Source organism: Streptomyces sp. NBC_00286 (genome assembly GCF_036173125.1).
Classification (GTDB): Bacteria; Actinomycetota; Actinomycetes; order Streptomycetales; family Streptomycetaceae; genus Streptomyces.
In genome coordinates this window covers 7385718-7410101 of sequence record NZ_CP108054.1, presented here as the reverse complement: position 1 = coordinate 7410101, position 24384 = coordinate 7385718, and the positions used below count along the sequence as shown (strand labels likewise).

Sequence of the window (24384 nt, the reverse complement as noted above, 5' to 3'; positions counted from 1 at the left end):
GCATGGCCGGGCGGGGGCTAGCTCAGTAGCGTACGGATCAACTCCTCTGCATCACCGAGTAGTTCGACCTCCCTGGTCGTCATGGTCACATTGGCGGCGCGACGTCGGCGGGCCTCTGCGAGGCCATCGTCCGTCACGGCGCGCTCGTTGCCGTCGAGCAGCGCGGCGAGTAGCGCCCCGGCCGGCTCGGCCAACGGGTCGTCGTCGGCCGCGACTTGGGCGAGGATCATTGCTGACATGCCCCAGTCCAGGCCGGGTGGGCCTTCCTCCGAGTTGGCCCAGTCGATCACTCGGGGGCCGGTCGGGGTGAGCATCACGTTGTCCGGGTGCAGGTCCAAGTGCAGGACTCGGGCGGTGGGGTCGGTGGAGAGGCGTGGTGGCAGCGCGTGCAGGTCGCGGAGCAGGCGCGCGAGGGTGGCTCCGGCATCCCGGGGCCCGATCAGGCCATCGGCGAGCGCCTGCAGCATGGTTGGTCCGGAGAGGCGCTCCATCATCAGGTCGGTGTGCTTGTGCGTCGGCCGTACGCGCGGTACGGGGTAGCCGTGGGCGCGTACGTGTTCCATGACGGCTGCCTCGGCGGGCGCGTCGCCGTAGCCTTCGCGGTAGCGGCGTAACACCCACGTCCCGTCCTCGGGCTCGTCGAGCGCGTACACATCCGCCGTGCGGCCGGAGCCGAGCAGAGGGCCGAGCCGTAAGTCGCTACTCATGCGCCGAACCTATCGGCGCCGCACAGCCGGGCCTCAGCGTTTCGATACGGGCCGGTACAGTAAACAGGTCGTCATCACACCCGTACGGGGGGAAGCCGGTGCAAAACCGGCGCTGACCCGCAACCGTGAATCGTCCGCCGTCTCGACAGCGGGCGGTGAGCCGGAATGCCCCGTACGGACGTGACCGGCTCGACGTCACCGGGAACCGCCGGTGACGGGCACCGTCGAGGCATACGGAGCCGAGCCGCCCGGGGCTCTGGGCTGCCCGGCTCCCTGTAGGGAGAAACCGCCGATCATGAAACTTCGCCGTAGCGCCGCGTTGCTGGCCGCCACCGCCGTGATCGGTGCGGCCTGCGCGCCGGTCGCCCTCGCCGCCGAGTCGCCCTCCCCGTCGCCGTCGCCGACCAAGGAACTGCCCACCGGGCTGTTCGGCAGTACGGATCCGACGTACGACGGTGTCTGGCGGCAGTCGCTCGCGCTGCTCGCTCAGCACACCATGGGTGTGGAGCCCGCGCCCGAGGCCGTCGACTGGCTGATCGGGCAGCAGTGTGAGAGCGGGGCGTTCGCGCCGTATCGCGCCGATACGAGCGTGAAGTGCGACGCCAAGACGCCCGTCGACACGAACAGTACGGCCGCGGCGCTGCAGGCTCTGGAGCCGCTCGGCGCCGACGACGCCGTGACCGGTGCCGCCGTGAAGTGGCTGAAGTCCGTTCAGAACGCGGACGGCGGCTGGGGGTACGCGCCGGGCGGGGCCAGCGACACGAACTCGACCTCCGTCGTGATCGGCGCCCTGGAGGCCGCGGACATCGACCCGGGGGACCTCCAGACGGAGGAGGAGAAGACGCCGTACGACGCCCTGCTCACGCTCTCAGTTCCGTGCGAGGAGGACGGCGGCGGCGCGTTCGCCTTCCAGCCCGACAAGAAGGGCAAGCTCGTCGCGAACGCGGACGCCACGGCGGCGGGCGTCCTCGGCGCGCTGGGGAAGGGGCTGGTGACGAAGGTCGGGGACACTGCGAAGGTTTCCGCGGAGTGCGTACGCGGTGACTCCTTCACGCGCGAGAACGCGGCCGCGAACGGTGCCCTGTATCTCGTCGACGCGGTCGCCAAGGACGGTTACCTGAAGTCCGCCCTCGCCGGCGCCGAGGACCAGCCCGACCACGGCAACACCGCCGACGCCGTCGTCGCGCTCGCCGCCGCGGGCCGGACCGCCGCGGCCGGGAAGTCGCTCGCGTGGCTGGAGAAGAACTCCGCTGAGTGGGCGGCACAGAACGGCCCCGCCGCGTACGCCCAGCTGATCTTCGCGGCGGACGCGACCGGCAAGAACCCGCGCGACTTCGGCGGCGCGGACCTGGTGAAGCAGCTCGGCGCGACTGGCCCGGAGGGCTGGAACTACACCGCTGCCGGTACCGCCGCCCCCAGCAAGGAGAAGCCGAAGGGGCAGGACGAGGAGGACGGCGGCGTCAGCGTCTGGTGGATGATCGGCGTCGGCCTCGTCGGCGGCATCGGCGTCGGCTTCCTGATCAGCAGCCGCAACAAGAAGCAGCCGAAGCCGTGATCCGCCTCCACCGCCGCCGTACGGTCCTGCTGGTCCTGGCCCCGCTGTTCGCCGTCCTCCCCATGCTCGGGGCGACGGGGCAGGCTCACGCGGCCGGTTACCGCTACTGGTCCTTCTGGGACCGCGACGGCGACAGCTGGGTGTACGCGACCCAGGGACCGTCGATCGTCCGGCCCTCCGACGGCGATGTCCAGGGCTTCCGCTTCTCGGTGAGCGAGGACGCCCAGGACGCGGCGAAGCCGCGCGGGGCCGCGGAGTTCGCGACGATCTGCGCGAAGACGCCCGCGCGGGAGGATTCGAAACGGGTCGCCCTGGTCCTCGACTTCGGCACGAGCGCGGACGCGCCGTCGGGCGAGACGCCGCCCCGTGCGCGTACGGCCTGCGCCCGCGTCCCCGAGGACGCCACGACAGCAGACGCGCTCGCCACGGTCGCCAAGCCCCTGCGCTACGACACGAACGCCCTCCTGTGCGCCATCGCGGGCTACCCGCGCACGGGGTGCGGCGAACCGGTCTCGGCCGCCGAGCCGACGACGACACCGTCGGCCACGCCTCGCGAGACGAGTGCCTCCGCCGAGAACGACTCCAGCGAGTCCGGTGGCGGCTCCGGCGATCAGGGCCCGTCGCTGGGCCTGGTCGCGGGCATCGGGGCGGTGGCTGTACTGGGCGCGGCGGCGGCCTGGCAGACGCGTCGCCGGCGGCGCGACTGACGGGCGGAGGTACGCACGATGAGCGAAGCCAGTGGGGCTGCGGGCAGGGCAGCGGCCGCCCAGAATGCGCCGACCGGCAACCGGCCGTCCGGCGAGCTGCCTGCCAGCAGGCTGCCATCCGGCAAGCTGCAAGCTGGCGATCGGCCATCCGGCAATCAGCCGACGGCCAATCAGCCGCCGAGCAACCGGCCCGCCGGCGAGCTGCCAGTCGGCGAACAGCCTCCCGGTAGCCCGCAGTCCAGCGAACGGTCCTCCGGCAATCCGCCAGCCGGCAAACCGACGCCCGGCAATCCGCCGGCCTGCAAACCGACGCCCGGCAACCCGCCGGCCTGCAAACCGACGCCCGGCAATCCGCCGGCCTGCAAACCGACGTCCGGCAACCCGCCAGTCGGCGAACGGCCCGACGGTACTCCGCAGTCCAGCGAGCGCCCCTCCCCCGATCCCTCATCCGGCACCCCCCGCCACCGCTCCCTGCCAAGCCCGCCGCAGGCGACCCGCTCCAACGCCCTCCACCCCGGCGCCTGGTGGCTCTGGGCCCTAGGTCTCGGCACCGCCGCCTCCCGCACCACGAACCCCCTCCTCCTCACCCTCCTCATAGCGGTAGCGGGCTACGTAGTAGCCACCCACCGCACCGCATCCCCCTGGTCCCGCTCCTACACCGCCTTCGTCAAACTCGCCCTCGCCGTACTCGCCATCCGCCTCGTCTTCGCCGTCTTCCTCGGCTCGCCCATCCCCGGCACCCACACCCTCGTCACCCTCCCCGAACTCCCGCTCCCCGACTGGGCGCAGGGCATCCGCATCGGCGGCCGGGTCACCGCGGAGGGCCTGGTCTTCGCGCTGTACGACGGCTTGAAACTGGCCACGCTCCTCATCTGCGTGGGAGCCGCGAACGCCCTCGCCAACCCGGCCCGCCTTCTCAAGTCGCTCCCAGGCGCCTTGTACGAGGCGGGAGTTGCTGTGGTCGTCGCGCTGACCTTCGCGCCCAACCTGATCGCGGACGTCCAGCGCCTGCGCGCCGCACGCCGCCTCCGCGGTCGGCCCGACCGCGGGATACGCGGCCTGCTCCAGGTCGGACTGCCGGTCCTGGAGGGCGCGTTGGAACGTTCGGTCGCGCTCGCGGCGGCGATGGACGCCCGCGGTTACGGCCGTACCGCCGAGGTATCGCCCACCGTCCGCCGCACCACCGCCGTACTCACCCTCGGCGGCCTGGTCGGCGTCTGCGCCGGAACGTACGGCCTGCTCACCGCCGAAGGCGGCACGTACGGACTGCCCGTGCTGCTCGTCGGCCTGGGCGCGGCCCTCGCCGGGCTCTGGCTCGGCGGTCGCCGCTCGCTGCGTACCCGCTACCGGCCGGACGCGTGGGGCGCACGGGCATGGCTGGTCGCCGCATCCGGCGCGGGAGCCGCGGCGCTGCTGATCCTGTACGCCGCCTACGACTCGCCTGGCTCCGCCGCCCTGCACCCCGGCGTCGTACCCCTGACGTCCCCCACCTTCCCCCTCTGGCCGGCCGCCGCGATCCTGCTCGGCCTCGCCCCGTCCTTCATCGCCCCCACGCCCCCTACCGCCAAGGAGCCCTCATGATCCGCTTCGAGGATGTCTCCGTGACGTACGACGGGCAGACCGAGCCGACCGTACGAGATCTAGAACTCACTGTCCCTGAGGGCGAGTTGGTGCTGCTGGTCGGGCCGTCCGGAGTAGGCAAATCGACGATCCTCGGTGCGGTGAGCGGACTGGTCCCGCACTTCACGGGCGGCACCCTGCGCGGACGCGTCACGGTGGCCGGGCGTGACACCCGTACGCACAAGCCGCGCGAACTCGCCGACGTCGTAGGCACGGTGGGCCAGGACCCGCTCGCGCACTTCGTGACGGACACGGTCGAGGACGAACTCGCGTACGGGATGGAGTCGTTGGGCCTCGCACCGGATGTGATGCGCCGCCGGGTCGAGGAGACCCTGGACCTGCTGGGCCTCGCGGACCTCCGCGACCGCCCGATCGCCACCCTCTCCGGCGGCCAGCAACAACGGGTCGCGATCGGCTCGGTCCTCACCCCGCACCCCCGCGTCCTGGTCCTCGACGAGCCGACCTCGGCGCTCGACCCGGCCGCCGCGGAGGAGGTACTCGCCGTCCTCCAACGCCTCGTCCACGACCTCGGCACCACGGTCCTCATGGCCGAACACCGCCTGGAACGCGTCATCCAGTACGCCGACCAGGTCGCCCTCCTCCCGGCCCCGGGCGCCCCGCTCGTACTGGGCCCGCCGTCCGAGGTCATGGCCGTCTCCCCGGTGTATCCGCCGGTCGTCGCCCTGGGGCGCCTCGCCGGATGGTCACCGTTGCCGCTGACGGTGCGCGACGCACGGCGGAGGGCGGGGGCGCTGCGGGAACGGCTGTCGGAAGTGGCGTACGAGGGCGAGTCTGCGAGCGCGACTCCGGCCGCGGCGCCCGCACTCCGTCCCGTACCAGCCCGCTCGCGCCTCTTTCGCAGGCGCGTCACCCCAACTCCCAGGCCGACCAACGCAGTTGCCGCGTCCGTCGACCACCTCACCGTCCGCCGAGGCGGCATCGAAGCCCTCCACGACGTCACTCTGACCGTCGCCCCCGGCGAGACCATCGCCCTCATGGGCCGCAACGGTGCCGGAAAGTCCACGCTGCTCAGCGCACTGGTGGGGCTGGTCGAACCGGCGTCGGGCTCTGTGCGGGTCGGCGGCGCCGTACCGCACCGGACGGCGCCCCCCGAACTCGTACGCCGAGTCGGCCTCGTACCGCAGGAGCCTCGCGACCTGCTGTACGCGGACACGGTGGCCGCCGAGTGCACGGCCGCGGACCGCGACGCGGGCGCGGAACCGGGGGCCTGCCGCGCCCTGGTCTCCGAACTGCTCCCCGGTATCGCGGACGACACCCACCCCCGCGACCTCTCCGAGGGCGGGCGCCTCACCCTCGCCCTGGCCCTGGTCCTGACGGCCCGCCCTCCACTCCTCCTCCTGGACGAGCCGACCCGGGGTCTCGACTACGCGGCCAAGTCCCGCTTGGTATCGGTCCTTCGGGACCTGGCAACGGCGGGCCACGCCATCATCCTGGCCACCCACGACGTGGAACTGGCCGCCGAACTCGCCCACCGGGTGGTGATCCTGGCCGACGGCGAACCGGTGGCCGACGGCCTCACCGCCGAGGTCGTCATGGCGTCCCCGTCCTTCGCCCCTCAGGTGGCGAAGATCCTGGCCCCGCAGAGGTGGCTGACGGTCTCGCAGGTACGCGCTGCTGTGGGTGCAACGGAGTGGGAGTGGGAGCCGGAAGGCCGGGAGACGACAGCAGACCGGGAGGCGGACGCGTGACCCCCCAGTCGCTCTCCCAAGCCCGCGCGACCCCCCAAGCCCGCGCCATCCGACTCGGCCCCCGCTCCGTCGCCGCCCTCGCGCTCGTCAGCGTCATCGGCATAGCGGCCTTCGCCTGGCCCTTGCTCGCCGGGCCGACGTCCCAGGTCAGCGCCCATGCGCAGGATGCACCCTGGCTGTTCGCGGGGCTGCTCGTGCTGCTGGTCGGGGTGGTGGGCGCCGCGGTCTCGGAGTCGGGGATCGGGCCGAAGGCCGTGGCCATGCTCGGGGTGCTGGCGGCGACGGGGGCGGCGTTGCGGCCGATCGGGGCCGGTACGGCCGGGATCGAGCCGATGTTCTTCCTGATGGTGCTGAGCGGGCGGGTACTGGGCCCCGGATTCGGCTTCGCACTCGGCGCGGTCACGATGTTCGCGTCCGCGCTGCTGACTGGCGGGGTCGGGCCGTGGATGCCGTTCCAAATGCTCAGCATGGGCTGGTTCGCGATGGGCGCGGGCCTGCTCCCGGGCCCCGACCGCCTACGCGGCCGTACGGAGTTGGTAATGCTCGCCGCATACGGCTTCGTCGCGGCCTTTGCCTACGGCACGCTCATGAACCTGTCCGGCTGGCCCTTCATGAACGCCCTCACATCAAGCGTGGCCTTCGACCCGGACGCGGACGTCACCACCAACCTGACCCGTTTCCTCGCGTACTGCCTGGCCACCTCCCTCGGCTGGGACCTCGGCCGAGCCACCGTCACGGTCGCCCTGACCCTCACCCTGGGCGCGACCATCCTCAAGGCCCTACGGCGGGCCACCCGCCGGGCGGCTTTCGAAGCACCGGTGACGTTCGAGCACCCGCACACCCAGGAGCCCTGAAACTAGGATGAGGGCCATGGCCAACCTCATGTCCACCGAGGACTACGCCGCCTGGCAAGAGACGAACTACCTGCTCCGATCCCCGGCCAACGCCCGCCGCCTCATGGAAGCTGTCGCCCGCGACCAAGCCGGCCAGCCAAGGATCACCAAGTCCCTTGAAGAGCTCCAGGAACTGGCCGGTGAGGATTGAGAGACGCCAACTTCGACCCCGAGCGTGGCTTCGGCTCGTCACCATGAGGACCTGTGCGGGCGGACGTGCCTGGTCGTGTTATCGGCCGTTGTTGCGGCTGTGCTCGGCCAGGAGTGTGAACCCGTGACGGTCGACTGGTGCGGCTGTGGCCGAGAGGATGGCGACGCCGGTGCCAGTGCTGCGGTCGAGTCCGAGCCAGGACCGGAAGCCGCCGGTGCCGCCGTTGTGCCAGGTGATTGGTCGGCCTTTCACCTGGATCGTGATCCATGCGGCGCCGATGCGGGCGCCGGCGCCGAACGGGGAGATCGGATCGAGTGCGGCGATGCCCGGGGCACTGCCGTCGAGTATCGCCGCTGTGAAGCGGGCCATGCTGGTGATGGAGGCCCGGATGCCGCCTGCCGGTCCGAGTCCCTCACCGGTCCAGGGTTGCCGCGGTCGTCCTCGGCGGCTTCTGCCGTTGAGCGCCCCGGGGCGGAGCTCGTCGGCTGTCCCCGGGATGTAGAAGCAGTCAAGTTCCAGCGGGGTAGCGATGCGCTGTTGGACGAGCTCTGGGTAGGTCGTCGTGGCGGCGCGGGCGAGGGCGTGTCCGAGAAGTTCGAATCCGAAGTTGGAGTAGCGGGACCGTGGCTTGCTCAGCGGAACATCTCGGGCTTGGTCGAGGAGCTGTTCGAGGTCCTCGCCGTAGGGGTTGGTTCCGTATCGCCACAGGGCGATGGTGCGCCGCAATGGTTGTGCGGATTTGGGTAGCCGGGGCAGGCCGGATCGGTGTGTGCTCAGCGATCGGAGTGTCACTCGTGCGGCGGGGACGTCGCCCAGTGGCAGCAACTCGCCAAGGCTCGTGTCGGGGTCGATCTCGCCTCGAGTGAGGGCGTCGGCGTACAGCAGCCCGGTGACGGCCTTCGCGATCGAGCCGATTTCGAAGTCGGCGTCGAGGTCGGTGCCGCGGCCCGCCACGCTCATGCCCTCGGGCGTGACCACGGCCGCCGCGGCGACCGGGTGGCGCGGGCCCAACAGTTCGCCGAGCCTGGCAACAAGCCGCTGATCGCCGTGTATCTGGGCGGTCATGACCGACCGCCGAACAGGCCCCGAGCGGCGTACTTCTTGTGGACTGCCCGCTTCGAGACGCCCAGGACGGCGGCGATTTGCGGCCACGTGGCACCGTTGTTGCGGGCGCGGCGCACCAGCACCGCTTCGATACGTTCCGTCTCGGCGCGGAGTCGCGCGACGGCGCCCAACCCCACCAGCGGGTCGTGGTCGGCCGTCGATGCCGCGAGTTCGGTCAACTGATCCACATCCATGCGTCAACCGTAGTTGACAGCCACCTGAATCGTCAACCAGAGTTGACGCCACCGGCCGGAGAACACCTCCCGGACGCTGTCGAGACGCGTGTACGCATGACTGGGTGGCGGGCGTGATCGCAGCAGCGGACAGGGCGATGATCGAGCCTTTCAGCGGACTGTCGGCTGGCCCGCCAGTTCACCAAGCTCATCGTCAAAGAACCGCCCCAGCGGCGATAGTTCAGGCATAGCCACTGAAAAGGGATTCAATGTATCTCTCCAGCCTTTGAGTCAGAACACTGGCTGTCAGATCTACGCGGCCCAGTTCACGCCAGGGGACGGCGACCTTCTCCGCATCCGGAGCAAAACTCAACGCGTCCAGAAGCCGCCAATAGAGATGGGCGGTGCCGCCTTCGGCCAAGGTTCCGCCCGCCGCGACGTAGCGATCGGCGAAGCGGATGCCTGCGGGAATCCCGTGCAGCAGGGCGAGGGCCGTTGAGCAATGAGCCACGTCCAAGTCGGCCGGCCCCCAAGAGGTCTCCACCCAGTCGACGACACCACTGATCTGGAGATCATCATCGGTGCCTGTGAAGAGGACGTTGCCGGGGTGGAAGTCCCGATGCAGGAAGCAACCCTTATACGCCGGAGGCTCCTGGCGGATGACGTCGACAGCCCGCTGCCAGAGCTCGGACCGCTCGGTGGCCGCGGGCGGAGTCACTCGCTCGGGAGAGGCCCAGGCCTGGTAGGTACGAGGCCGTTGCTGCGCGGTCACCGGCAGCTGATGGATACGCACCAACTGCCGGGCCAGCAGGTCAGCGCGGTCATCAGCACCCTGATCGCCCAGGCGCACAGTCCCCGGCAGCAGGGACATCAGCAAGGAGGGGCGATCGCAGTACTGCGCCGTCGCATCCACCGCCGCGAGCGTGGCCGCGGGCACGTCCGTGTCACCGAGCAGGCGCAGGACAGTCGCCTCACGGGTCAGCAGGCCCTCCGCGTGCCGAACGAAGAAAGGCTTGACGAAGGACCGCAGGACGAGTGAGCGCCGACCACCCGGACCACAGAGGTCCAGGCGGCGCATCTCCGACGTCCAGCCACCACGCAGCCGCACAACGCTTTCGATGCGCTCCGCCTCGGACAACCCCTTCTCCACCCAGGAGCGCGTGGCCCCCCAGCCCCGACTGTCAAGATCCACGCCGATGCCCTCGGCTCCCTCATCCGAACCCATGAAGGCAGGCTATCCGTCGCCCCGTGAACGCATCCTGTGAGGCGAATTCGCTAATAGTGTCTCTTGACTGGGCCTGAACTGCCCCGAGTTTCGTGGGAGTCCGGTCTTGGTTGTTCAGGCGGACTGCGGGGTGGCTTCCTGGCTCCGCCAGAAGTCGCGTTCGTACTCGGCGGGCGGTACGTAGTCGAGGGCGGAGTGGAGGCGTTCCTCGTTGTACCACGTGACCCACTGGAAGATCGCCCGTTCGACCTGGTCGACGTCCCGCCAGGGACCCTGCATCTCGATCAACTCGGCCTTGAAGGTGCCGTTCAACGCCTCGGCCATCGCGTTGTTCAGTGCGGACGTGTGTGAGCCCAGAGCTGTCGACAAGTCACCAAAGCCGGAGCAAGTCGAAACCGGCGCATACTGGACTCAAGCCCGTGATGTCGAGTCGCTGCGCGAGCCTCTGCGGCAGGACCGGTTGACCATCATCGGCCATTCTGCCGGCACCAGGCTCGCGACCAGCTACGCGGCGCAGTATCCGGAGCGGGTCGCCCGACTCCTTCTCGTCACGCCGCCGTCCACCTATCTGGTAGACGAGCCCGCCGACGCAGCGGAGCTCATCGGTGAACGAAGTGGCGACCCGATGTTCGACCAAGCTGTTGCCGCGTTCCAAGGCGGCGCCGATCTGTCCGACGAGACAGCGTTCAATGCCCGGCAGCAGGCGTGCGCCCCGATGAGGTACGCCGCCTGGACGGCAGCCGAACAGAAGCACGCACAACTGGGGAAGTTCGACCTCGCCGCGGCGCAGGCGTTTTTCAGCGTGCAGCCACCGGAAGACCTGGCCGGAAGGCTCGCTGCGGTGAAGGCACCGACATTGGTGCTCGGTGGCGCGCAGGACTGTCTGACGGGTGTGCGGCCGGTGAAGGCGCCGGCGAGGCTTTTCCCGAACGGTGATGTCGTGCTGATCGACCAGTGCGGCCACTGTCCCCGGGTCGAACGGCCCGCCGAGTTCCGGTGGGCCGCCGACACCTTTCTAGGCGGTCACGACTGAGTCACCGCTGATCTTCACCGGGATCGGGGTCAGGCCAGTGGTTGCCGGCCCTTTCTTCCTCTCGCCGGTCGCGGCGTCGAAAACGCTGCCGTGGCCGGGGCATGTGATGGTGCCGCCCGCCGGTTGGGAAACGGTGACGCCCGCGTGCGGGCAGGCCGGGTCGAGCCCTTTGACCTCGTTCTCCGATGGCCGGACGATCAAGACTTTGCCTGACGGTCCATCCACGATCGCCCCGCTGCCGACCGAGACGTCGGCCAGCTTGGCCAACGGCGTGCCACCGGAGCCGGAGGATCCTCCGGCGGGCGGGTTGGCGGCGGGTGTCTCGGACGAGCAGGCGGCTAGGGAAACCGGTGCGACCAGACCGGCTAGCAGACCGCAGACAACCGTGCGGCGTGTTGTATCTGGCAAGACGATGCCTCCTGAGCGCAAACAGTGGTGTTTTTCGGCTTGTTGACTTCAGTGAGCTCACACACGTTCGGCGTTCGTCAGGACTTGCGGGGGGAGACCGACATGATGCCAATGCACATCTCGTCGCCGGTGCCGTCGCCCCACACAACGTGGCGCGGCGGCAGCTTCTTCAGCTGCGGCAGCTGTTTGCGCAGCCCCGCGTCGTGCGTACACGTCACCCTCAGCGTGTCCCCCGGACCGACCTCCACCGGCGACGGCAGCTTCACCATCCGCTGGTTGTCGAAGTCGAACTGCGGCACGTCCAGCAGGACCTTGGCCTTCGGCGTGCCCGGGTTGAGTTCGACCTTCATGGACCGCCCGAGCATGTGCATGTGACCGAAACCGGCGAACACCGTCACCGGCTCCTCCACCTCGTGGTCGCAGGACTGAGTGTCACCGGGCTTCGGCACGCCGCCCTGGTTGCACTCCTCCACCTGACGGTCCGCGAATTCGCCGACATCCGGCCCGAACCGCTTCGTCACGTCCGCGATCGAGGCCGCCCGGTCACAGAGCGGACCCGACTCGTCGGCGGCGCAGGGCAGGTCGGTCGGCGCGTCGAGCGACCACGTCTCGAGTTCCCGGGTCTGCGGCGTGCCGTCCTTCAGCCGCAGCCGCACCGCCGAGCGGTCCGACCCGCCCGGCTTGCCGTCGGTCGCGAGCAGGTTGTAGTGCATCTGGAGGATGATCAGGCTGCCCGGCTCCAGCTTGAAGCCGGCGTCCTGGTCGAGCAGCGTCTCTGTGGCGCCCGGCGCCCAGGTGTCCACCCACGCCGCGCCCGGGTCGGCGCCCTCGTCGTCGCCCTCCACGTCGGCGCCGTCCACGCCGGTCCCGCCGAAACACTGCCAGCCGAGGCCGGGAGTCTTCGCGTCCTGCTCGCGCACCGCGGCAGCGCCGCCCGGCGGCACCGCGTACACGATGCCGTGGTGCGCGATGGCGCCGTTCTCCGGCATGACCTGGGTCCCGGTCAGGAACGCGTCCTTGGTCAGGCCCGGATCGAGCACCTGGCACCTGTACTCGTCCACGGCGCCGTCCGGCGGCGCGGGCGTGTAGGCCTCGGCCATCTTCAGGTCGACGAACCGCTCGCCGGCGCGCAGCGGCTGCGGTGGAGCCGATGACCCGCCCGCGTGCGCGCTGTGCGAGCTGGGCTCGGCGGGCTCCGCACTGTTGTCGGCGTCCGACCCGCAGGCGGCGACAGCGAACGCCGTCGCCAGCGCCATGATGGCCGCCCCGAACCTCAACCGCCCGGGCGGCGCTTTCCCTGACGGCGCTGTGTCGACTGCCATCACTAGCCTCCTACATACGGGTTGCATCGCTTATCTGGATGCCTACTTCCTACCGAGCGCACCTGAGACGAACGTTAGAGAGCTGCTACCGGTAGTTCTCTCCGGAGCGCCGTTCGACACCCGCACGAGAATCAAGGCCCGTCGCAACTGGGCCCGAAGTCACGCCCACGAAAGTCCGTCGGCGATGGACGGGAGCCAAACTCAGCTCAGAACCGACTTCTACGCCTGCCTGACCGCGCAGGTCGACGCGCTGTTCGAGCTCACCGACGCGGTGCTCTGTACTGATGAGGGTCGAGCCGCTCACCGTCGAGGAGCTGCAGGACAGCATCCGGCGGGTGAGCGGCACCGATGTCACGATCACCACGATGTTGTCCGGGATCCGCTGGATCGACACGGCGCGGCAGGCGACCATGTACCGGGCCGGCCGGGTCCTGCTGGCCGGGGACGCGGCCCCACGTGTACGCGCCGGTCGGCGCCAGGGCCTCAACGTCGGTATCGTCGACGCGGCGAACCTCGGCTGGAAGCTCGCGGCCGTGGTATGCGGCTGGGTCGGCGAGGACATCCTCGACGCGTACACCACCGAACGGCATCCGGTCGCGGCGCGCCTGCTGCAGAACACCCGGGCCCAGATCGCCCTGATGCGACCCGACCCGCAGACGAGGGCGCTGTGGGAGATGTTCTCCGACCTGATGGACCTCGACGACGCCCACCGGTACGTCGCCGACATGCTCGCCGGCAAGCTCGCCGGGATGGACGTCCGGTACGACCTGGGCGACGACCACCGGCTCGTCGGCACCCTGTGCCCGGACATGAAGCTGACGCTGGAGCGGCCCGGCCCGGACGTCGTCACCGCGGTGACCCGGTCGGCGGACCTGCTGCGTGAGGGTCGTGGGCTCCTGCCCGACCTCGTCGACCGCGCGCAGGTCCGCGACGCCGCGGCCGCGTGGACGGGACGGGTCAACACCGTCACCGCCCGCACGGACCGGGTGGACGTCGACGCGTTGCTCATCCGGCCCGACGGCTGTGTCGCCTGGGCCTTGCCCACGGGGCAGGACCTCGACGCCACCACGCGGGTGCGTGCGCTGGGCACATGGTCCGGCCAACCGGCCTGAGCACCGTACTAACAGTCGTCTCAGGTTCGCTCGGTAGGAAGCAGGCATCCAGATAAGCGATGCAACCCGTATGTAGGAGGCTAGTGATGGCAGTCAACGCAGCGCCGTCCGGGGAAGCGCCGGCCGGTCGGTTGGCAGGCCGGTGGGTGCCATGGTTGGTGATTGGCTTGTGGCTGGTGCTGGCGGCGGGCATGGTGCCGCTGAGCGGAAAGTTGAGCTCGGTCACCACCGACAGCGCCGTAGACACCCTGCCGGCCAGCGCCGAGTCCACCAAGGTGGCGGTGCTGGACGACAGTCTCCCCGGCGGTGACAACAACACGTTCGTCTTCGTGTACCACCGCGCCGGCGGCATGACCGACGCCGACCGCGCGACGGTCGAGCGCCACTACAACACCCTTGCCAAGCGGTACCCCCCGAAGGCGACGGCGGCGGCCGGCGAGGACGACGAGGGCTCACCGACGAGCCCCTCCACCGACCGCAAGGCGATGATGTTCACCCTCGAGGTGAGCACGGCCTACGGCGCACCGGAGGACATCGTCGGCCCGTTGCGTGACGCCGCGAAGGACCGCCCCTCCGGCCTGGAACTCGACGTGACCGGCCCGGGCGCGATCGACGGCGACATGGATACCGTCTTCGACGGCATCGACGTGCAGGTCCTCCTCACCACCATCGTCGTCGTCACGCTCCTGCTCATCCTCACCTACCGCAGCCCGGTGTTGTGGATCATCCCGCTGGTGGCCGTCGGCGCGGCCGCACTGACCTCGATGGGGACCGTCTACCTGCTCGTCAAGGGCTTCGGCATCGTGGTCAACGACCAGAACTCGGCGCTGCTGACGATCCTGGTATTCGGCGTCGGCACGGACTACGCGCTGTTGCTCATCGCTCGATATCGGGAGGCACTGCACCACCATGAGAACGTCCGGGTCGCGATGGTCCACGCGCTACGCGGCGCGGCGCCGGCCATCGTCGCGTCCGCGGCCACCGTGGTCGCCGGCCTGCTCTGCCTGCTCGTCGCGGACCTGAACAGCACCAGCGGGCTGGGCCCGATCGGTGCGGCCGGCATCCTGTGCGCGCTGGTGGCCATGCTGACGCTGTTCCCGGCGGTGCTCGTGGTGCTCGGCAGGCGGATCTTCTGGCCGGCCGTCCCGCGGTTCAGCACGGCCGTGGAGGAGAAGCCGGGGCTGTGGGGACGGCTCGGCACCGCCATCAGCCGCCGCCGGTGGCTGGCGACGCTCGGCTCGCTCGGAGTCCTCGGCGTGCTCGCCCTCGGGCTGGCGGGCAACACCGGCGCCCTGCGGGAGCAGGACCAGTTCCTGTCCGCGCCGGAGTCGGTCACCGGTTTCACCGTTCTCCGCAAGCACTTCCCGGAGCTCGGCGGCCAGCCGATGACGGTCTTCACGCGGCCGGCGCACCAGGAGCGGGTGCTCGACATCGTCAAGGACACTCGCGGTGTGGCCCTGGCCATCCCGGAGCAGACCAGTGGTGGCTGGGCCAACATCTCCGTGTTCCCGAAGGACGCGCCGGACACCGCCGCGGAGTACGACACGATCAAGCGGGTGCGCACCGCCGTGCACGCGGTGAGCGGGGCGGAGGCGATCGTCGGCGGGCCGAGTGCGGAGAACCTCGACACCGAGGTGACCACCAAGCGCGACGAGAAGCTGGTGATCCCGCTGGTGCTCGCCGTCGTCCTGATCGTCCTCGGGCTGCTGCTGCGCGCGATCCTGGCCCCGCTGGTCCTGATGGCCACCGTGATCGTCTCATTCGCCGCAGCCTTCGGCGGCAGCGTGTTCGTCTTCGACACGATCCTCGGGTTCAAGGGAATCGACTATTCGGTGCCGCTGCTGGCATTCCTGTTCCTGGTGGCACTCGGCGTCGACTACAACATCTTCCTGGCCAGCCGGGCCCGGGAGGAGACCGTGCGTCTCGGCACCAGCGGGGGCATGCTCAAAGCCCTCTCCGCCACCGGTGGCGTCATCACCTCGGCAGGCCTGGTCCTGGCGGCCACGTTCGCGGTCCTCGCCACACTTCCGCTGGTGATGCTGATCGAGGTCGGGTTCCTGGTCGCCTTCGGCGTGCTGCTCGACGCCCTGCTGGTGCGGTCGGTCCTGGTGCCCGCCCTCACCCTGCTGATCGGCCGGCGGATCTGGTGGCCAAGCCGGCTGTCCCGTCCAGCGGCGGAGCTGCCGGACGGTCAACAGCCGCTCGCCGACGACGAGGAGCCCGCGCTGCAACGGTGAGCGCGGCGGCACGGACGAGATCCGGGACGGGGACCCAGGCCCGTCCCGGATTTTTTTCATGGGCCGACGGCCGCCGCCCTTTGGTCCTGCGCCACACGCCGGGGCTGTGGCCGGCGCATCGCGGTGTCCTGCCCCGACAGTGAGCCGCGCGGGGCCATGCCCGAGGGCCGCCGTCCCTCGTCCTGCGCCGCGCCGCCGGGGCGGGTCAGGACACCGCGGTGTCCTCCCCGGCGGTGAGCCGCGCGATCGGGGCGGGCGGGGCCGCAGCCGGAAGGCCGACCCGAAGCAGCGCGCCACCGCGTGCGGAGCGGGCGACGGCGGCCCGGCCGCCGTGGGCGTCGACGACCCGCTGCACGATCGACAGCCCCAGACCGGATCCCGGCAACGCCCGGGCGCTGTCGGCACGGTAGAACCGGTCGAACACCCGCGGTACGTCGGCGGCGTCGATGCCCGGCCCGGCGTCGTCGACCTCGAGCACCACCGACGCGCCCTCGGCACGGAGCCGGACCTGGACCGGCTGGTCCGCGGGGGACCACTTGCCGGCGTTGTCGATGAGGTTGAGCACCGCCCGCTCGAGCGCAGCGGGACGCCCGCTCACCCACACAGAGGTCACGTCGAGCGCGACCTCGACGTCGGGCGCGCGGGAACGTGCCCGGGTCGCGGCGGCCGCCACCACGTCGGCGAGGTCGAGCAGCTCGGTGTTCTCGTCGCTGACGTCACCGCGCGCCAGATCGGTCAGCTCGGCGACAAGGGTGCTCAACTCGGCCACCTGGGCGCCGAGATCGTTGAGCAGCCGGGTCCGGCTCTCCGCCGGCAGTGCGCTGTCCAGGGTGCCGCGCCGATCGAGCCGGATCAGCAGCTCGACGTTGAGGCGCAGGCTGGTGAGCGGGGTCTTGAGCTCGTGGGCGGCGTCCTCGGCGAGCAGCCGCTGGGCCCGCCGGGAGTCCCGGAGCGCGGCGAGCATGTCGTTGATCGACTGGATCAGCCGCCGGATCTCCCCACCGCCCTCATCCGGGATGTCGGCGTCGAGATCCCGGGTGTGCGCGACACGTACCGCGGCGGCGGTCAGCCGGTCGATCGGTGCCAGCCCGGTCCGCGCCACGGTCCGCCCGACAAGGGCGCCGCCGACCACGCAGAGCAGCCCGATCAGCAGCATGCCGAACCCGAACCGGTTGATCGGGCTGTCGTCGACGACGCGGGCCACCTGGACCGCGCCGTCGCCCGTCCGCAGCGTGTAGATGACGTAGCCGTCCTCGTCGCTGTCGTTCGACTCCATCAGGTCGGCCGACGCGCCCTGCGCCACGCGCCCGGCGTCCTCGCTGACCGGGGGCAGCGCGGGTTGGCCGGCCGGCGTCCGGATCGAGCCGTCGGGCAGGATGACCCGCACCAGCCGACCGGACCCGGGATACGGCGGTAGCTGGACCTGCGCCAGACCGGCGCGCTCCGCGTTCGTCGCCAGGACGCGGGAGTCGGCGCGCAGCTGATTCTCGGCGGTGTTCCGCAGCTCCCAGTCCAGTAGCTCGCTGGCCACCTGGAAGGCCACGAACACGCTGACCGCGATGGCCGTCGCCGCGATCACCGTCAGCCTGGCCCGCAGGGACCACCGGCGCCACCATCGGGTCAGCCGACGCGGTTCCCGGCCGGCGGGCCTGCTCACGGAGGAGTCTCCCGCAACGTGTACCCCAGGCCACGCAGCGTGTAGATCAATCGCGGCTCACCCTCGGCCTCCATCTTGCGGCGCAGGTAGCTCACGTACACCTGGAGGTTGTTGGCGGTGGCGCTCATGTCGAAGCCCCAGATCGCCTCGAACAGCGCGTCGCGGGTCAAGACCCGGGTCGCGTTGCTCATGAGGACCTGCAGGAGGGAGAACTCGGTCCGGGTCAGGCGCAGCGGCCGCCCGCCCCGCCACGCCTCGAACCTGTCGGCATCGAGCCGGACGTCGGCGAACGACAGGATCTGCGACTCCCCGTCGGTCGGCGTGCGCCGACGCAGCAGGGCCCGCACCCGGGCCAGTAATTCCTCGGTGGCGAACGGCTTGGGCAAGTAGTCGTCGGCGCCCGCGTCCAGCCCCGTGACCCGGTCGGAGACCTGGTCACGGGCGGTCAGCATCAGTACCGGCAGATCCCGACCCGCGGCCCGCAACCGCCGGCAGGTCTCCAACCCGCCGAGGCGGGGCATCATCACGTCGAGGATCAGCAGATCCAGCGTGTCGCCGTCGGCCCCACCGACCCCGTCGAGCACGGCGAGACCGTTGGCGACGGTGCTGGTGTCGTAACCCTCGACCTGGAGCACCCGCTCCAGCGACTCACGGATGGCCGCTTCATCATCCGCGATCATGATCCGCACGCCGGCCCGCCCCCTTCCAGTCGATGTTTTTGCCGCTCATTGTCCCCGATCAACCTGAGGCCAGGATTAGAGCGTCGCCGCTGTGGTGCCCGCGGGCCGTGCTCTTACGGATGCCCAAGAGGTCCTGACAAAGGCGTTGGACGTGGCGGCGGGTGATCAGGCAGGTGGCGAGGCCGAGGAAGGCTTCGTGGATGTCGTCGCGTCGTTCCCATCGGACCCGTAAGCGGCGGAAGCCGTGCACCCACCGCCGTTTCACCGCTGAAGAGGGCTCCTCCGCTGTCACCAAACACAGCGCAGTTGCTCGCCTGGATCATGCCGCGCAGCGTGGTGCCGTCGGTGTAGGTGACCGTCGCGTTCGTTTTGAAACGCGCGGGCTCACTGCCACACCCGCACATACCAATCCCCCAGGCGAGTGGGAAACAGGCGGGTCACCACCCAGAGCTTGGGCCCGGCGGGCAGCGCCGCGAAAGTGCAGCCGAGGCCCACGAGGGCGATCAGCACCGTCGAGCTGGTCGCCAGGAGCGAGGTGTGCGCGTCGCGCGCCTGGTAGCCGCCGAAGGTGGTCTGCACGTGTCGCTCCGCGCCGGGGTGACCGTCGTCCCAGGCGAGGCTGGCGTAGTTGTCCACGACTCGGCCGTCGTCGGAGACGAACCTACCGGTGCAGATCCGACGGGCGCCGCCCCTCGCCTCGGGCCCCTCGTGGCATTCGCGCACGGTCAGCGTCCCCGAGGCGCCGGTCCAGCCGAGGACGGAGGTGGTCAACGAACCCAGCACGGCGGTCGCGCCGAAGCACGCCAGCACCGCGCACCACCACGCGGCCAGCCGCCACGGGCTCTTGGGCCGGATACCGACGGGCCGACGTCCGCGTCCGCTCCCGCGCGCCCTTTGTCTCGCCATGGCGCACCCCCGCTTCGGCCATCCTCCGCCAGCCAGAGGCAGCGTACGGCGGGACCCGCCTCAATGGCCGAGCCCATCCGGCAGCTTACCGAGTGCGTCAACGACACCCTGAGGGGCCAGATGACGCTGGAACGGCACGGGAGCCGCACGCCCCCACGGGCGTCACCGTTCGCGTCGCCCAGCGCATCCCGGCCCTGACGAAGCCCTGAAAGGTGACCGCAACGGCGAGCGAAACTCATCGCTCCCCGCACTCGAACCACACCGTCTTCCCACCCCCGCCCTCCGGCCACACCCCCCACTTCGCGACCACCGCATCGAGCAGGACCAGACCGCGCCCACCCTCCGACTCCATCGACAACTCGGCTGGCACGGCAGGCAGTTGGGGCGAGCCGTCCGTGACCTCCACCCGTACCCCCGCCGCCCCTTGCCGAAGCAGCAGCAACTCGCAGCGCCGGTCCGGGACATGGCGTACGACATTGGCGATCAGCTCGGTCACGCCGAGTTCCACGGCGTCGGACAGTTCGGCCATGTCCCACTCGTCGAGAAGCGAGCGGACGATGCGGCGGATGTGCAGGGCCGAGTGCTCGCCGGCCGTGAGGCGCATGCGGTACTGGGCGGGGCGCGGGCCCAGGAGGAAGCCCGGGAAGGTGGAGCGAATGTATTCGTTCACCCTGCGAGACTGACCTGGCACAGCGGCGATCAGGGCGGCGAGTGCGTCGAATGCGCGCCCCTCCATGCAAGGCGGCCATGACGAGCCGCGCTCTCATGCCCCCCACGGGGTGGACCCTATGCCCCCGCACCCCCACCCCGTACCACCCCATGGCGTGATCCCTTCGCTTCTTGCGGACAGTTCAGCCCTCTTCTGTTCACTTCATTGACACGAGTCATCAGCGGACATAGTTTCCGCCGCGTACTCGTGGCACCTGATGGCACGTCAATAGCTCTGACCCCACCGTGGGTTCAAGGGTCGAACGCCGACTGCCGCCGGTGGCACGTGTACACACGCGTACACGCGGTCCCCACAACGACGTGCCCGCACACGAAGGAGTGACGGCTCTTGTCCGACACCGTGTCCCGGCGATCGGCCCTGCGTCTGCTGGGCGGTTCGATCGCGGTCGCAGCCGCGGCCACCTCCACCGGATTCACCACCTCCTCGCACACCTCCTCGCACACCACCGCGCTCAAGAGAGCCGACCCGAGCGCGGGTCCGCGCGTGGAAGGCCTGATCGCCAAACTCACCCTCGACGAGAAGATCTCCCTGCTGCACGGCGCCACCGACCCGAACTCGCTCGGCCAGGCCGGCTACATCCCCGGCGTCGAGCGCCTCGCCATCCCCCCGCTCCGTCTCGCCGACGGCCCCGCCGGAGTCCGTATCACCCGGCATGCCACGGCGCTGCCCGCCCCCGTCCTCCTCGCCTCCGCCTTCGACCCCGAACTGGCCCGCCGCTACGGCCAGGTCATCGGCCGCGAGGGCCGGGCCCTCGGCCAGGACGTACTGCTCTCGCCGATGGTCAACGTCATCCGCACCCCGTACGCGGGCCGCAACTTCGAGACCTTCAGCGAGGACCCGCTGCTCTCCGCCGACCTGGTGGCCGAGGAGATCAAGGGCATCCAGGGCGAGGGTCTCATCGCGACCGTCAAGCACTACGCGATGAACAACCAGGAGAAGGACCGCATGACCATCGACGTGCGGGTCGACGAGCAGACGATGAACGAGGTCGAGCTGCGCGGCTTCGAGTCCGCCGTCCGCGCCGGCACGGGCGCGTTCATGGGCGCCTACAACAAGGTCAAGGGCACCTACGCCTGCGAGAACCAGGAGCTCCTCACCGACATCCTCCGCGACCGCTGGGGCTTCGAGGGCTGGGTGATGTCCGACTGGTACGCCACCCACAGCACCGTCGACGCGATCACCGCCGGCCTCGACATGGAGATGCCGGACGGCAAGTACCTGGGCAAGGCCCTGAAGACGGCGGTCGAGAACGGCAGCGTCTCCGAGGAGTACCTCGACCGCGCCGTACGCCGCACCCTCGCGGTGATGGACGACTTCGGGCTGCTCGACGGCAGCGCCCCGCCCCGTCCGGACCGCGACCCGGCGGCTGGCGCGGCGGTCGCCCTGGACGTGGCGAAGGCCGGAGCCACGCTGCTGCGCAACGAGAACCGCACCCTTCCCCTGACCGGCGCCGCCGCCCGGAGCATCGCCGTCATCGGGCCCACCGGATCGATCCCGTTCGTCAGTGGCGGCGGCAGCGCCCATGTCATTCCGGACCGGGCCGACAGTCCGCTCGACGCCATCAAGTCCCGCGCGGGGCACGGCGCCCGGGTGTCCTACGCACTGGGCGAGGACATCTTCGGCAAGGCCATCCCCGAAGGCGCCTTCTCACCGGGTCTCGAGAGCGAAGGGCAGCGGGTCGCCGCCGGGGAGACCTGGACGTACGAGGGAACGCTGACCGCACAGGACGCCGACGAGTGGACCTTCGTCATCCACTACTCGGGTACTACGCGCCCCAAGGTGCTCCTCGACGGCGAGGAACTCTTCCCGGTGCTGCCCGACTTCGGCGAGTACTTCACCGGCGGCCTCGTGTCGGCGGCGCCCGACGGGCTCGCCGTGCGCCGCAAGACAGTCGACCTCGCCAAGGGCAAGCACAAGGTGAAGATCACCGCAGAGGGCGGTGACGAAGGGCAGTTGTTCCGGCTACGGCGCATCACCGGCGCGACCCGCGCCAAGGATGTCGCCGAGGCCGTGCGGGCCGCGCGCGCCGCTCACAGTGTCGTGCTCTTCGCGTACGAGGACGCCACCGAGGGCCAGGACCGCACGACCGTCGCGCTGCCCGGTCACCAGGTGCGCCTCATCGAGGCGGTGACGGCGGTGAATCCCCGTACCACCGTCGTCCTCAACACCTCGTCCTCGACGTCGATGCCCTGGCTGCGGCGAACCGCCGCCGTGCTGCAGATGTACTACCCGGGCCAGGAGGGCGCGGCCGCCACCACGGCCGTTCTGTTCGGCGACTGCGACCCCGGGGGACGCCTCACCCAGTCCTTCCCGGTGGACGACGATCATCACCCGGTCGCCGGCGATCCGCGTCGCTACCCGGGCGTGGACGGCATCGAGGAGTACTCGGAGGGCATCCACGTCGGCTACCGCTGGTACGACGCCGAGGGCGTGCGCCCGCTGTTCCCGTTCGGGCACGGCCTCTCGTACACCACGTTCTCCTACAGCGACCTGCGCGTACGCGGGTCACGACATGGTCTGGAGGTGACCTTCACCGTGCGCAACACCGGGCGCCGTGACGGCGTCGACATCCCACAGGTGTATGTCGGCCCCTCACCGGAACTCCAACTCGACCAGCCGGTAAAGCTGTTGGGCGGATACCGGCGGCTCGCACTGCGGGCGGGAGAGGAGCGCCGGGTCACCGTACGCGTCGACGAACGCACCCTCTCCTCATGGGACCCCGAACGCCACGACTGGGTGCTCGGAACCGGCCGCCGCACCGTGTGGGTGGGAGCCTCGGCGAGCGAACTGCGCCTGCGTACGGTCGCGGAGGTGCACGCGTGATACGCCGACTCACCGTACGTCGTCTCGCTGTCATGCTGACGGCACTGGCGACCACCGTCGTCACGGCCGCCGGTTCCACCGCGGCGGCGCCCGCCCCGACCGAGCAGAACCCGCCACTCGTCCGGACCGAGTCCGGCTGGGTCCGTGGGGAGACCACGAGCGAGGGACGGCAGTTCCTCGGTATCCCTTACGCGCAACCGCCCGTTGGCAAACTCCGCTGGCGCGCCCCGCGGCCCGTAGAGCCGTGGTCCGGTGTGCGCACCGCCGACGACTTCGGCAACCGCTGCGTCCAGACGGCGAGTTGGGACCCCGGCTACGAGAAGCCCAGCCACACCGAGGACTGCCTCGACCTGAATGTGTACGTCCCCGAAGGCGCCGTCGGCTCCGTCGGCTCCGTACAGCGGCCGGTCATGGTCTGGCTGCACGGCGGCGGGCTCACCGCCGGCGCGGGCGAGGACATCGTGCCGGACACCTTCGCGCGGCAGACCGGCACAGTCGTGGTGACCGTCAACTACCGCCTGGGCGCGATGGGTTTCCTCGCCACCTCCGGTCTCGACCGCGAGGCGCGCGACCGCGTCTCGGGCAACTTCGGGATGCTCGACCAGCAGGCGGGCCTGCGCTGGGTGCAGGCCAACATCGCCCGTTTCGGCGGCGATCCGGGCCGCGTCACCATCGCAGGAGAGTCCGCGGGCGGCCGCTCGGTCTGTACGCAGATGGCGTCGCCGACCTCAAGGGGCCTGTTCCACAGGGGGATCGTCCAGAGTGGTGCGTACGCGGACTGTGCGGCCCGTACGCACAAGGAGGCCGTGGCTCAGGGCGCCGAATTCATGAAGAAGCTGGACTGCGCAAGCGTCGCGTGTGTGCGCGGCAAAACCGCGAAGGAAGTCCTCGCCGCCCAGGCCGACTTCAACTGGGGGCCGGTGGTCGGCGGCGACTTCCTGCCGGTACAGCCCTTCAAGGCGTACGCGAACGGAGCGGCCGCCCGCGTCCCCGTACTCAACGGAGCCAACCAGGACGAGGGCCGGATGTTCGCCTTCGCCCAGTTCGACAACAACGGCACTCCGCTCACGGCAGAGCAGTATCCCGAGGTGGTGCGAGGCGTGTTCGGCGAGGAGCAGGGCGAGCGCGTACTCCAGCGCTACCCGCAGTCGGACTACCCATCACCGACCATCGCGTACGGCACCGCCTACGGAGACTTCCTGATGGCCTGCCCGGCACTCCGCCTCAACGACGCCCTGGCGACCCGAGGCCCGGTCTACGCCTACGAGTTCGCCGACCGCACCTCGCCCCCCTTCGCCTCACTACGAAACCTCAACAAGGACTTCGACTTCGGCGCGACCCACGTGAACGAGGTCCAGTACCTCTTCAAACACTTCGGCCTGAAGTCCCCACTGAACGCCGAACAGCGCGCGCTCTCACGCCAGATGATCCAGTACTGGGGCTCGTTCATCCGGGATGGTATGCCGCAAGCCGCCGGCCAGCCCCCGATGCCCGACGGCCAGGAGAAGGTCCTCTCCCTCCGAACCGCCTCGCAGGGCGGCAACAGCCCGAGCACGACGGTCCACCGTGAGCATCACTGCGACCTGTGGGAAGGAGACCGTCCATAGAGTCGTAGAGCCTTAGAGACTGTGG

General features: G+C 70.3%; 21 protein-coding genes, 2 pseudogenes and 1 riboswitch. Of the genes and pseudogenes, 11 read left to right on the top strand and 12 right to left on the bottom strand.

Annotated elements, in window-relative coordinates; genetic code table 11:
* Nucleotides 1-17 precede the first annotated feature (17 nt).
* The gene (locus tag OHT21_RS33575; RefSeq protein WP_328772012.1) at nucleotides 18-707 is read right to left on the bottom strand and encodes an aminoglycoside phosphotransferase family protein; all 690 of its coding nucleotides are present in this window, start codon (nucleotides 705-707) and stop codon (nucleotides 18-20) included.
* An 88-nt stretch (nucleotides 708-795) separates the two neighbouring features.
* A riboswitch (cobalamin riboswitch) is annotated at nucleotides 796-878 on the top strand.
* 124 nt (nucleotides 879-1002) lie between these two features.
* Here OHT21_RS33575 and OHT21_RS33570 point away from each other — a divergent pair.
* The 6 genes and pseudogenes from OHT21_RS33570 to OHT21_RS33545 form a co-directional block, all read left to right on the top strand.
* Nucleotides 1003-2262 carry a prenyltransferase/squalene oxidase repeat-containing protein gene (locus tag OHT21_RS33570; RefSeq protein ID WP_328772011.1) on the top strand — a complete coding sequence of 420 codons (1260 nt, stop codon included), beginning with the start codon at nucleotides 1003-1005 and terminating at the stop codon, nucleotides 2260-2262.
* 62 nt (nucleotides 2263-2324) lie between these two features.
* Entirely contained in the window at nucleotides 2325-2969 is a 645-nt protein-coding gene (locus OHT21_RS33565) for an SCO2322 family protein (RefSeq protein WP_328774321.1), read from the top strand.
* Between the two features lie 471 nt (nucleotides 2970-3440).
* Entirely contained in the window at nucleotides 3441-4550 is a 1110-nt protein-coding gene (locus tag OHT21_RS33560; protein ID WP_328774320.1) for a CbiQ family ECF transporter T component, read from the top strand.
* Nucleotides 4547-6298 carry an ABC transporter ATP-binding protein gene (locus tag OHT21_RS33555; protein ID WP_328772010.1) on the top strand — a complete coding sequence of 584 codons (1752 nt, stop codon included), beginning with the start codon at nucleotides 4547-4549 and terminating at the stop codon, nucleotides 6296-6298. Before OHT21_RS33560 ends, OHT21_RS33555 begins: the two co-directional genes overlap by 4 nt.
* Nucleotides 6295-7152, top strand: coding sequence for an ECF transporter S component (locus OHT21_RS33550; RefSeq protein ID WP_328772009.1), 858 nt, complete (start codon nucleotides 6295-6297; stop codon nucleotides 7150-7152). The genes OHT21_RS33555 and OHT21_RS33550 overlap by 4 nt, the downstream gene beginning before the upstream one ends.
* Nucleotides 7153-7171: 19 nt before the next feature.
* A pseudogene (locus OHT21_RS33545) lies at nucleotides 7172-7342 on the top strand (type II toxin-antitoxin system Phd/YefM family antitoxin); the annotation flags it as partial.
* A gap of 78 nt (nucleotides 7343-7420) precedes the next feature.
* Here OHT21_RS33545 and OHT21_RS33540 read toward each other — a convergent pair.
* The 4 genes from OHT21_RS33540 to OHT21_RS33525 all read right to left on the bottom strand — a co-directional run bounded on the left by OHT21_RS33540 (nucleotide 7421) and on the right by OHT21_RS33525 (nucleotide 10168).
* Nucleotides 7421-8407 (bottom strand): serine hydrolase domain-containing protein, encoded by a 987-nt coding sequence (locus OHT21_RS33540; protein WP_328772008.1) that lies wholly within the window; start codon nucleotides 8405-8407, stop codon nucleotides 7421-7423.
* The gene (locus tag OHT21_RS33535) at nucleotides 8404-8640 is read right to left on the bottom strand and encodes a helix-turn-helix domain-containing protein (protein WP_443050468.1); all 237 of its coding nucleotides are present in this window, start codon (nucleotides 8638-8640) and stop codon (nucleotides 8404-8406) included. Before OHT21_RS33535 ends, OHT21_RS33540 begins: the two co-directional genes overlap by 4 nt.
* 220 nt (nucleotides 8641-8860) lie before the next feature.
* Nucleotides 8861-9844, bottom strand: coding sequence for a phosphotransferase family protein (locus OHT21_RS33530; protein ID WP_328772007.1), 984 nt, complete (start codon nucleotides 9842-9844; stop codon nucleotides 8861-8863).
* Nucleotides 9845-9958: 114 nt separating this feature from the next.
* Nucleotides 9959-10168 (bottom strand): integrase core domain-containing protein, encoded by a 210-nt coding sequence (locus OHT21_RS33525; protein ID WP_328772006.1) that lies wholly within the window; start codon nucleotides 10166-10168, stop codon nucleotides 9959-9961.
* On the opposite strand from OHT21_RS33525, the gene OHT21_RS33520 reads away from it, so the two are divergent.
* Nucleotides 10146-10877, top strand: a complete 732-nt coding sequence (locus OHT21_RS33520; RefSeq protein ID WP_328774318.1) for an alpha/beta fold hydrolase — start codon at nucleotides 10146-10148, stop codon at nucleotides 10875-10877. The genes OHT21_RS33525 and OHT21_RS33520 overlap by 23 nt on opposite strands.
* Here OHT21_RS33520 and OHT21_RS33515 read toward each other — a convergent pair.
* Nucleotides 10860-11144 carry a Rieske (2Fe-2S) protein gene (locus tag OHT21_RS33515; protein WP_328772005.1) on the bottom strand — a complete coding sequence of 95 codons (285 nt, stop codon included), beginning with the start codon at nucleotides 11142-11144 and terminating at the stop codon, nucleotides 10860-10862. The two genes, OHT21_RS33520 and OHT21_RS33515, sit on opposite strands and share 18 nt — an antisense overlap.
* 218 nt (nucleotides 11145-11362) lie before the next feature.
* Complete coding sequence (locus OHT21_RS33510; protein WP_328772004.1) at nucleotides 11363-12607, bottom strand: monooxygenase; 1245 nt, start codon at nucleotides 12605-12607, stop codon at nucleotides 11363-11365.
* A gap of 284 nt (nucleotides 12608-12891) precedes the next feature.
* Between OHT21_RS33510 and OHT21_RS33505 the strand changes: the two genes are divergently transcribed.
* Entirely contained in the window at nucleotides 12892-13719 is an 828-nt protein-coding gene (locus OHT21_RS33505) for an FAD-dependent monooxygenase (RefSeq protein WP_328772003.1), read from the top strand.
* Nucleotides 13720-13805: 86 nt separating this feature from the next.
* Nucleotides 13806-15956, top strand: coding sequence for an MMPL family transporter (locus OHT21_RS33500; protein WP_328772002.1), 2151 nt, complete (start codon nucleotides 13806-13808; stop codon nucleotides 15954-15956).
* Nucleotides 15957-16161: 205 nt separating this feature from the next.
* On the opposite strand, the gene OHT21_RS33495 is transcribed toward OHT21_RS33500, so the two are convergent.
* The 5 genes and pseudogenes from OHT21_RS33495 to OHT21_RS33475 all read right to left on the bottom strand — a co-directional run bounded on the left by OHT21_RS33495 (nucleotide 16162) and on the right by OHT21_RS33475 (nucleotide 19869).
* The gene (locus OHT21_RS33495) at nucleotides 16162-17613 is read right to left on the bottom strand and encodes a sensor histidine kinase (protein WP_328772001.1); all 1452 of its coding nucleotides are present in this window, start codon (nucleotides 17611-17613) and stop codon (nucleotides 16162-16164) included.
* Nucleotides 17610-18302: a response regulator transcription factor gene (locus OHT21_RS33490; RefSeq protein WP_328772000.1), complete on the bottom strand. Its 693-nt coding sequence runs from the start codon at nucleotides 18300-18302 to the stop codon at nucleotides 17610-17612. The genes OHT21_RS33495 and OHT21_RS33490 overlap by 4 nt, the downstream gene beginning before the upstream one ends.
* A gap of 130 nt (nucleotides 18303-18432) precedes the next feature.
* Nucleotides 18433-18546, bottom strand: a pseudogene (locus OHT21_RS33485) (IS5/IS1182 family transposase); the annotation flags it as partial.
* A 131-nt stretch (nucleotides 18547-18677) separates the two neighbouring features.
* Nucleotides 18678-19199, bottom strand: a complete 522-nt coding sequence (locus tag OHT21_RS33480) for a hypothetical protein (RefSeq protein ID WP_328771999.1) — start codon at nucleotides 19197-19199, stop codon at nucleotides 18678-18680.
* A 235-nt stretch (nucleotides 19200-19434) separates the two neighbouring features.
* Nucleotides 19435-19869, bottom strand: a complete 435-nt coding sequence (locus OHT21_RS33475; protein WP_443050467.1) for an ATP-binding protein — start codon at nucleotides 19867-19869, stop codon at nucleotides 19435-19437.
* 387 nt (nucleotides 19870-20256) lie between these two features.
* On the opposite strand from OHT21_RS33475, the gene OHT21_RS33470 reads away from it, so the two are divergent.
* Nucleotides 20257-22752 carry a beta-glucosidase family protein gene (locus tag OHT21_RS33470; protein WP_328771998.1) on the top strand — a complete coding sequence of 832 codons (2496 nt, stop codon included), beginning with the start codon at nucleotides 20257-20259 and terminating at the stop codon, nucleotides 22750-22752.
* A complete protein-coding gene (locus OHT21_RS33465; protein ID WP_328771997.1) occupies nucleotides 22749-24359 on the top strand; it encodes a carboxylesterase/lipase family protein in 1611 nt (536 codons plus the stop codon). Before OHT21_RS33470 ends, OHT21_RS33465 begins: the two co-directional genes overlap by 4 nt.
* Nucleotides 24360-24384 lie beyond the last annotated feature (25 nt).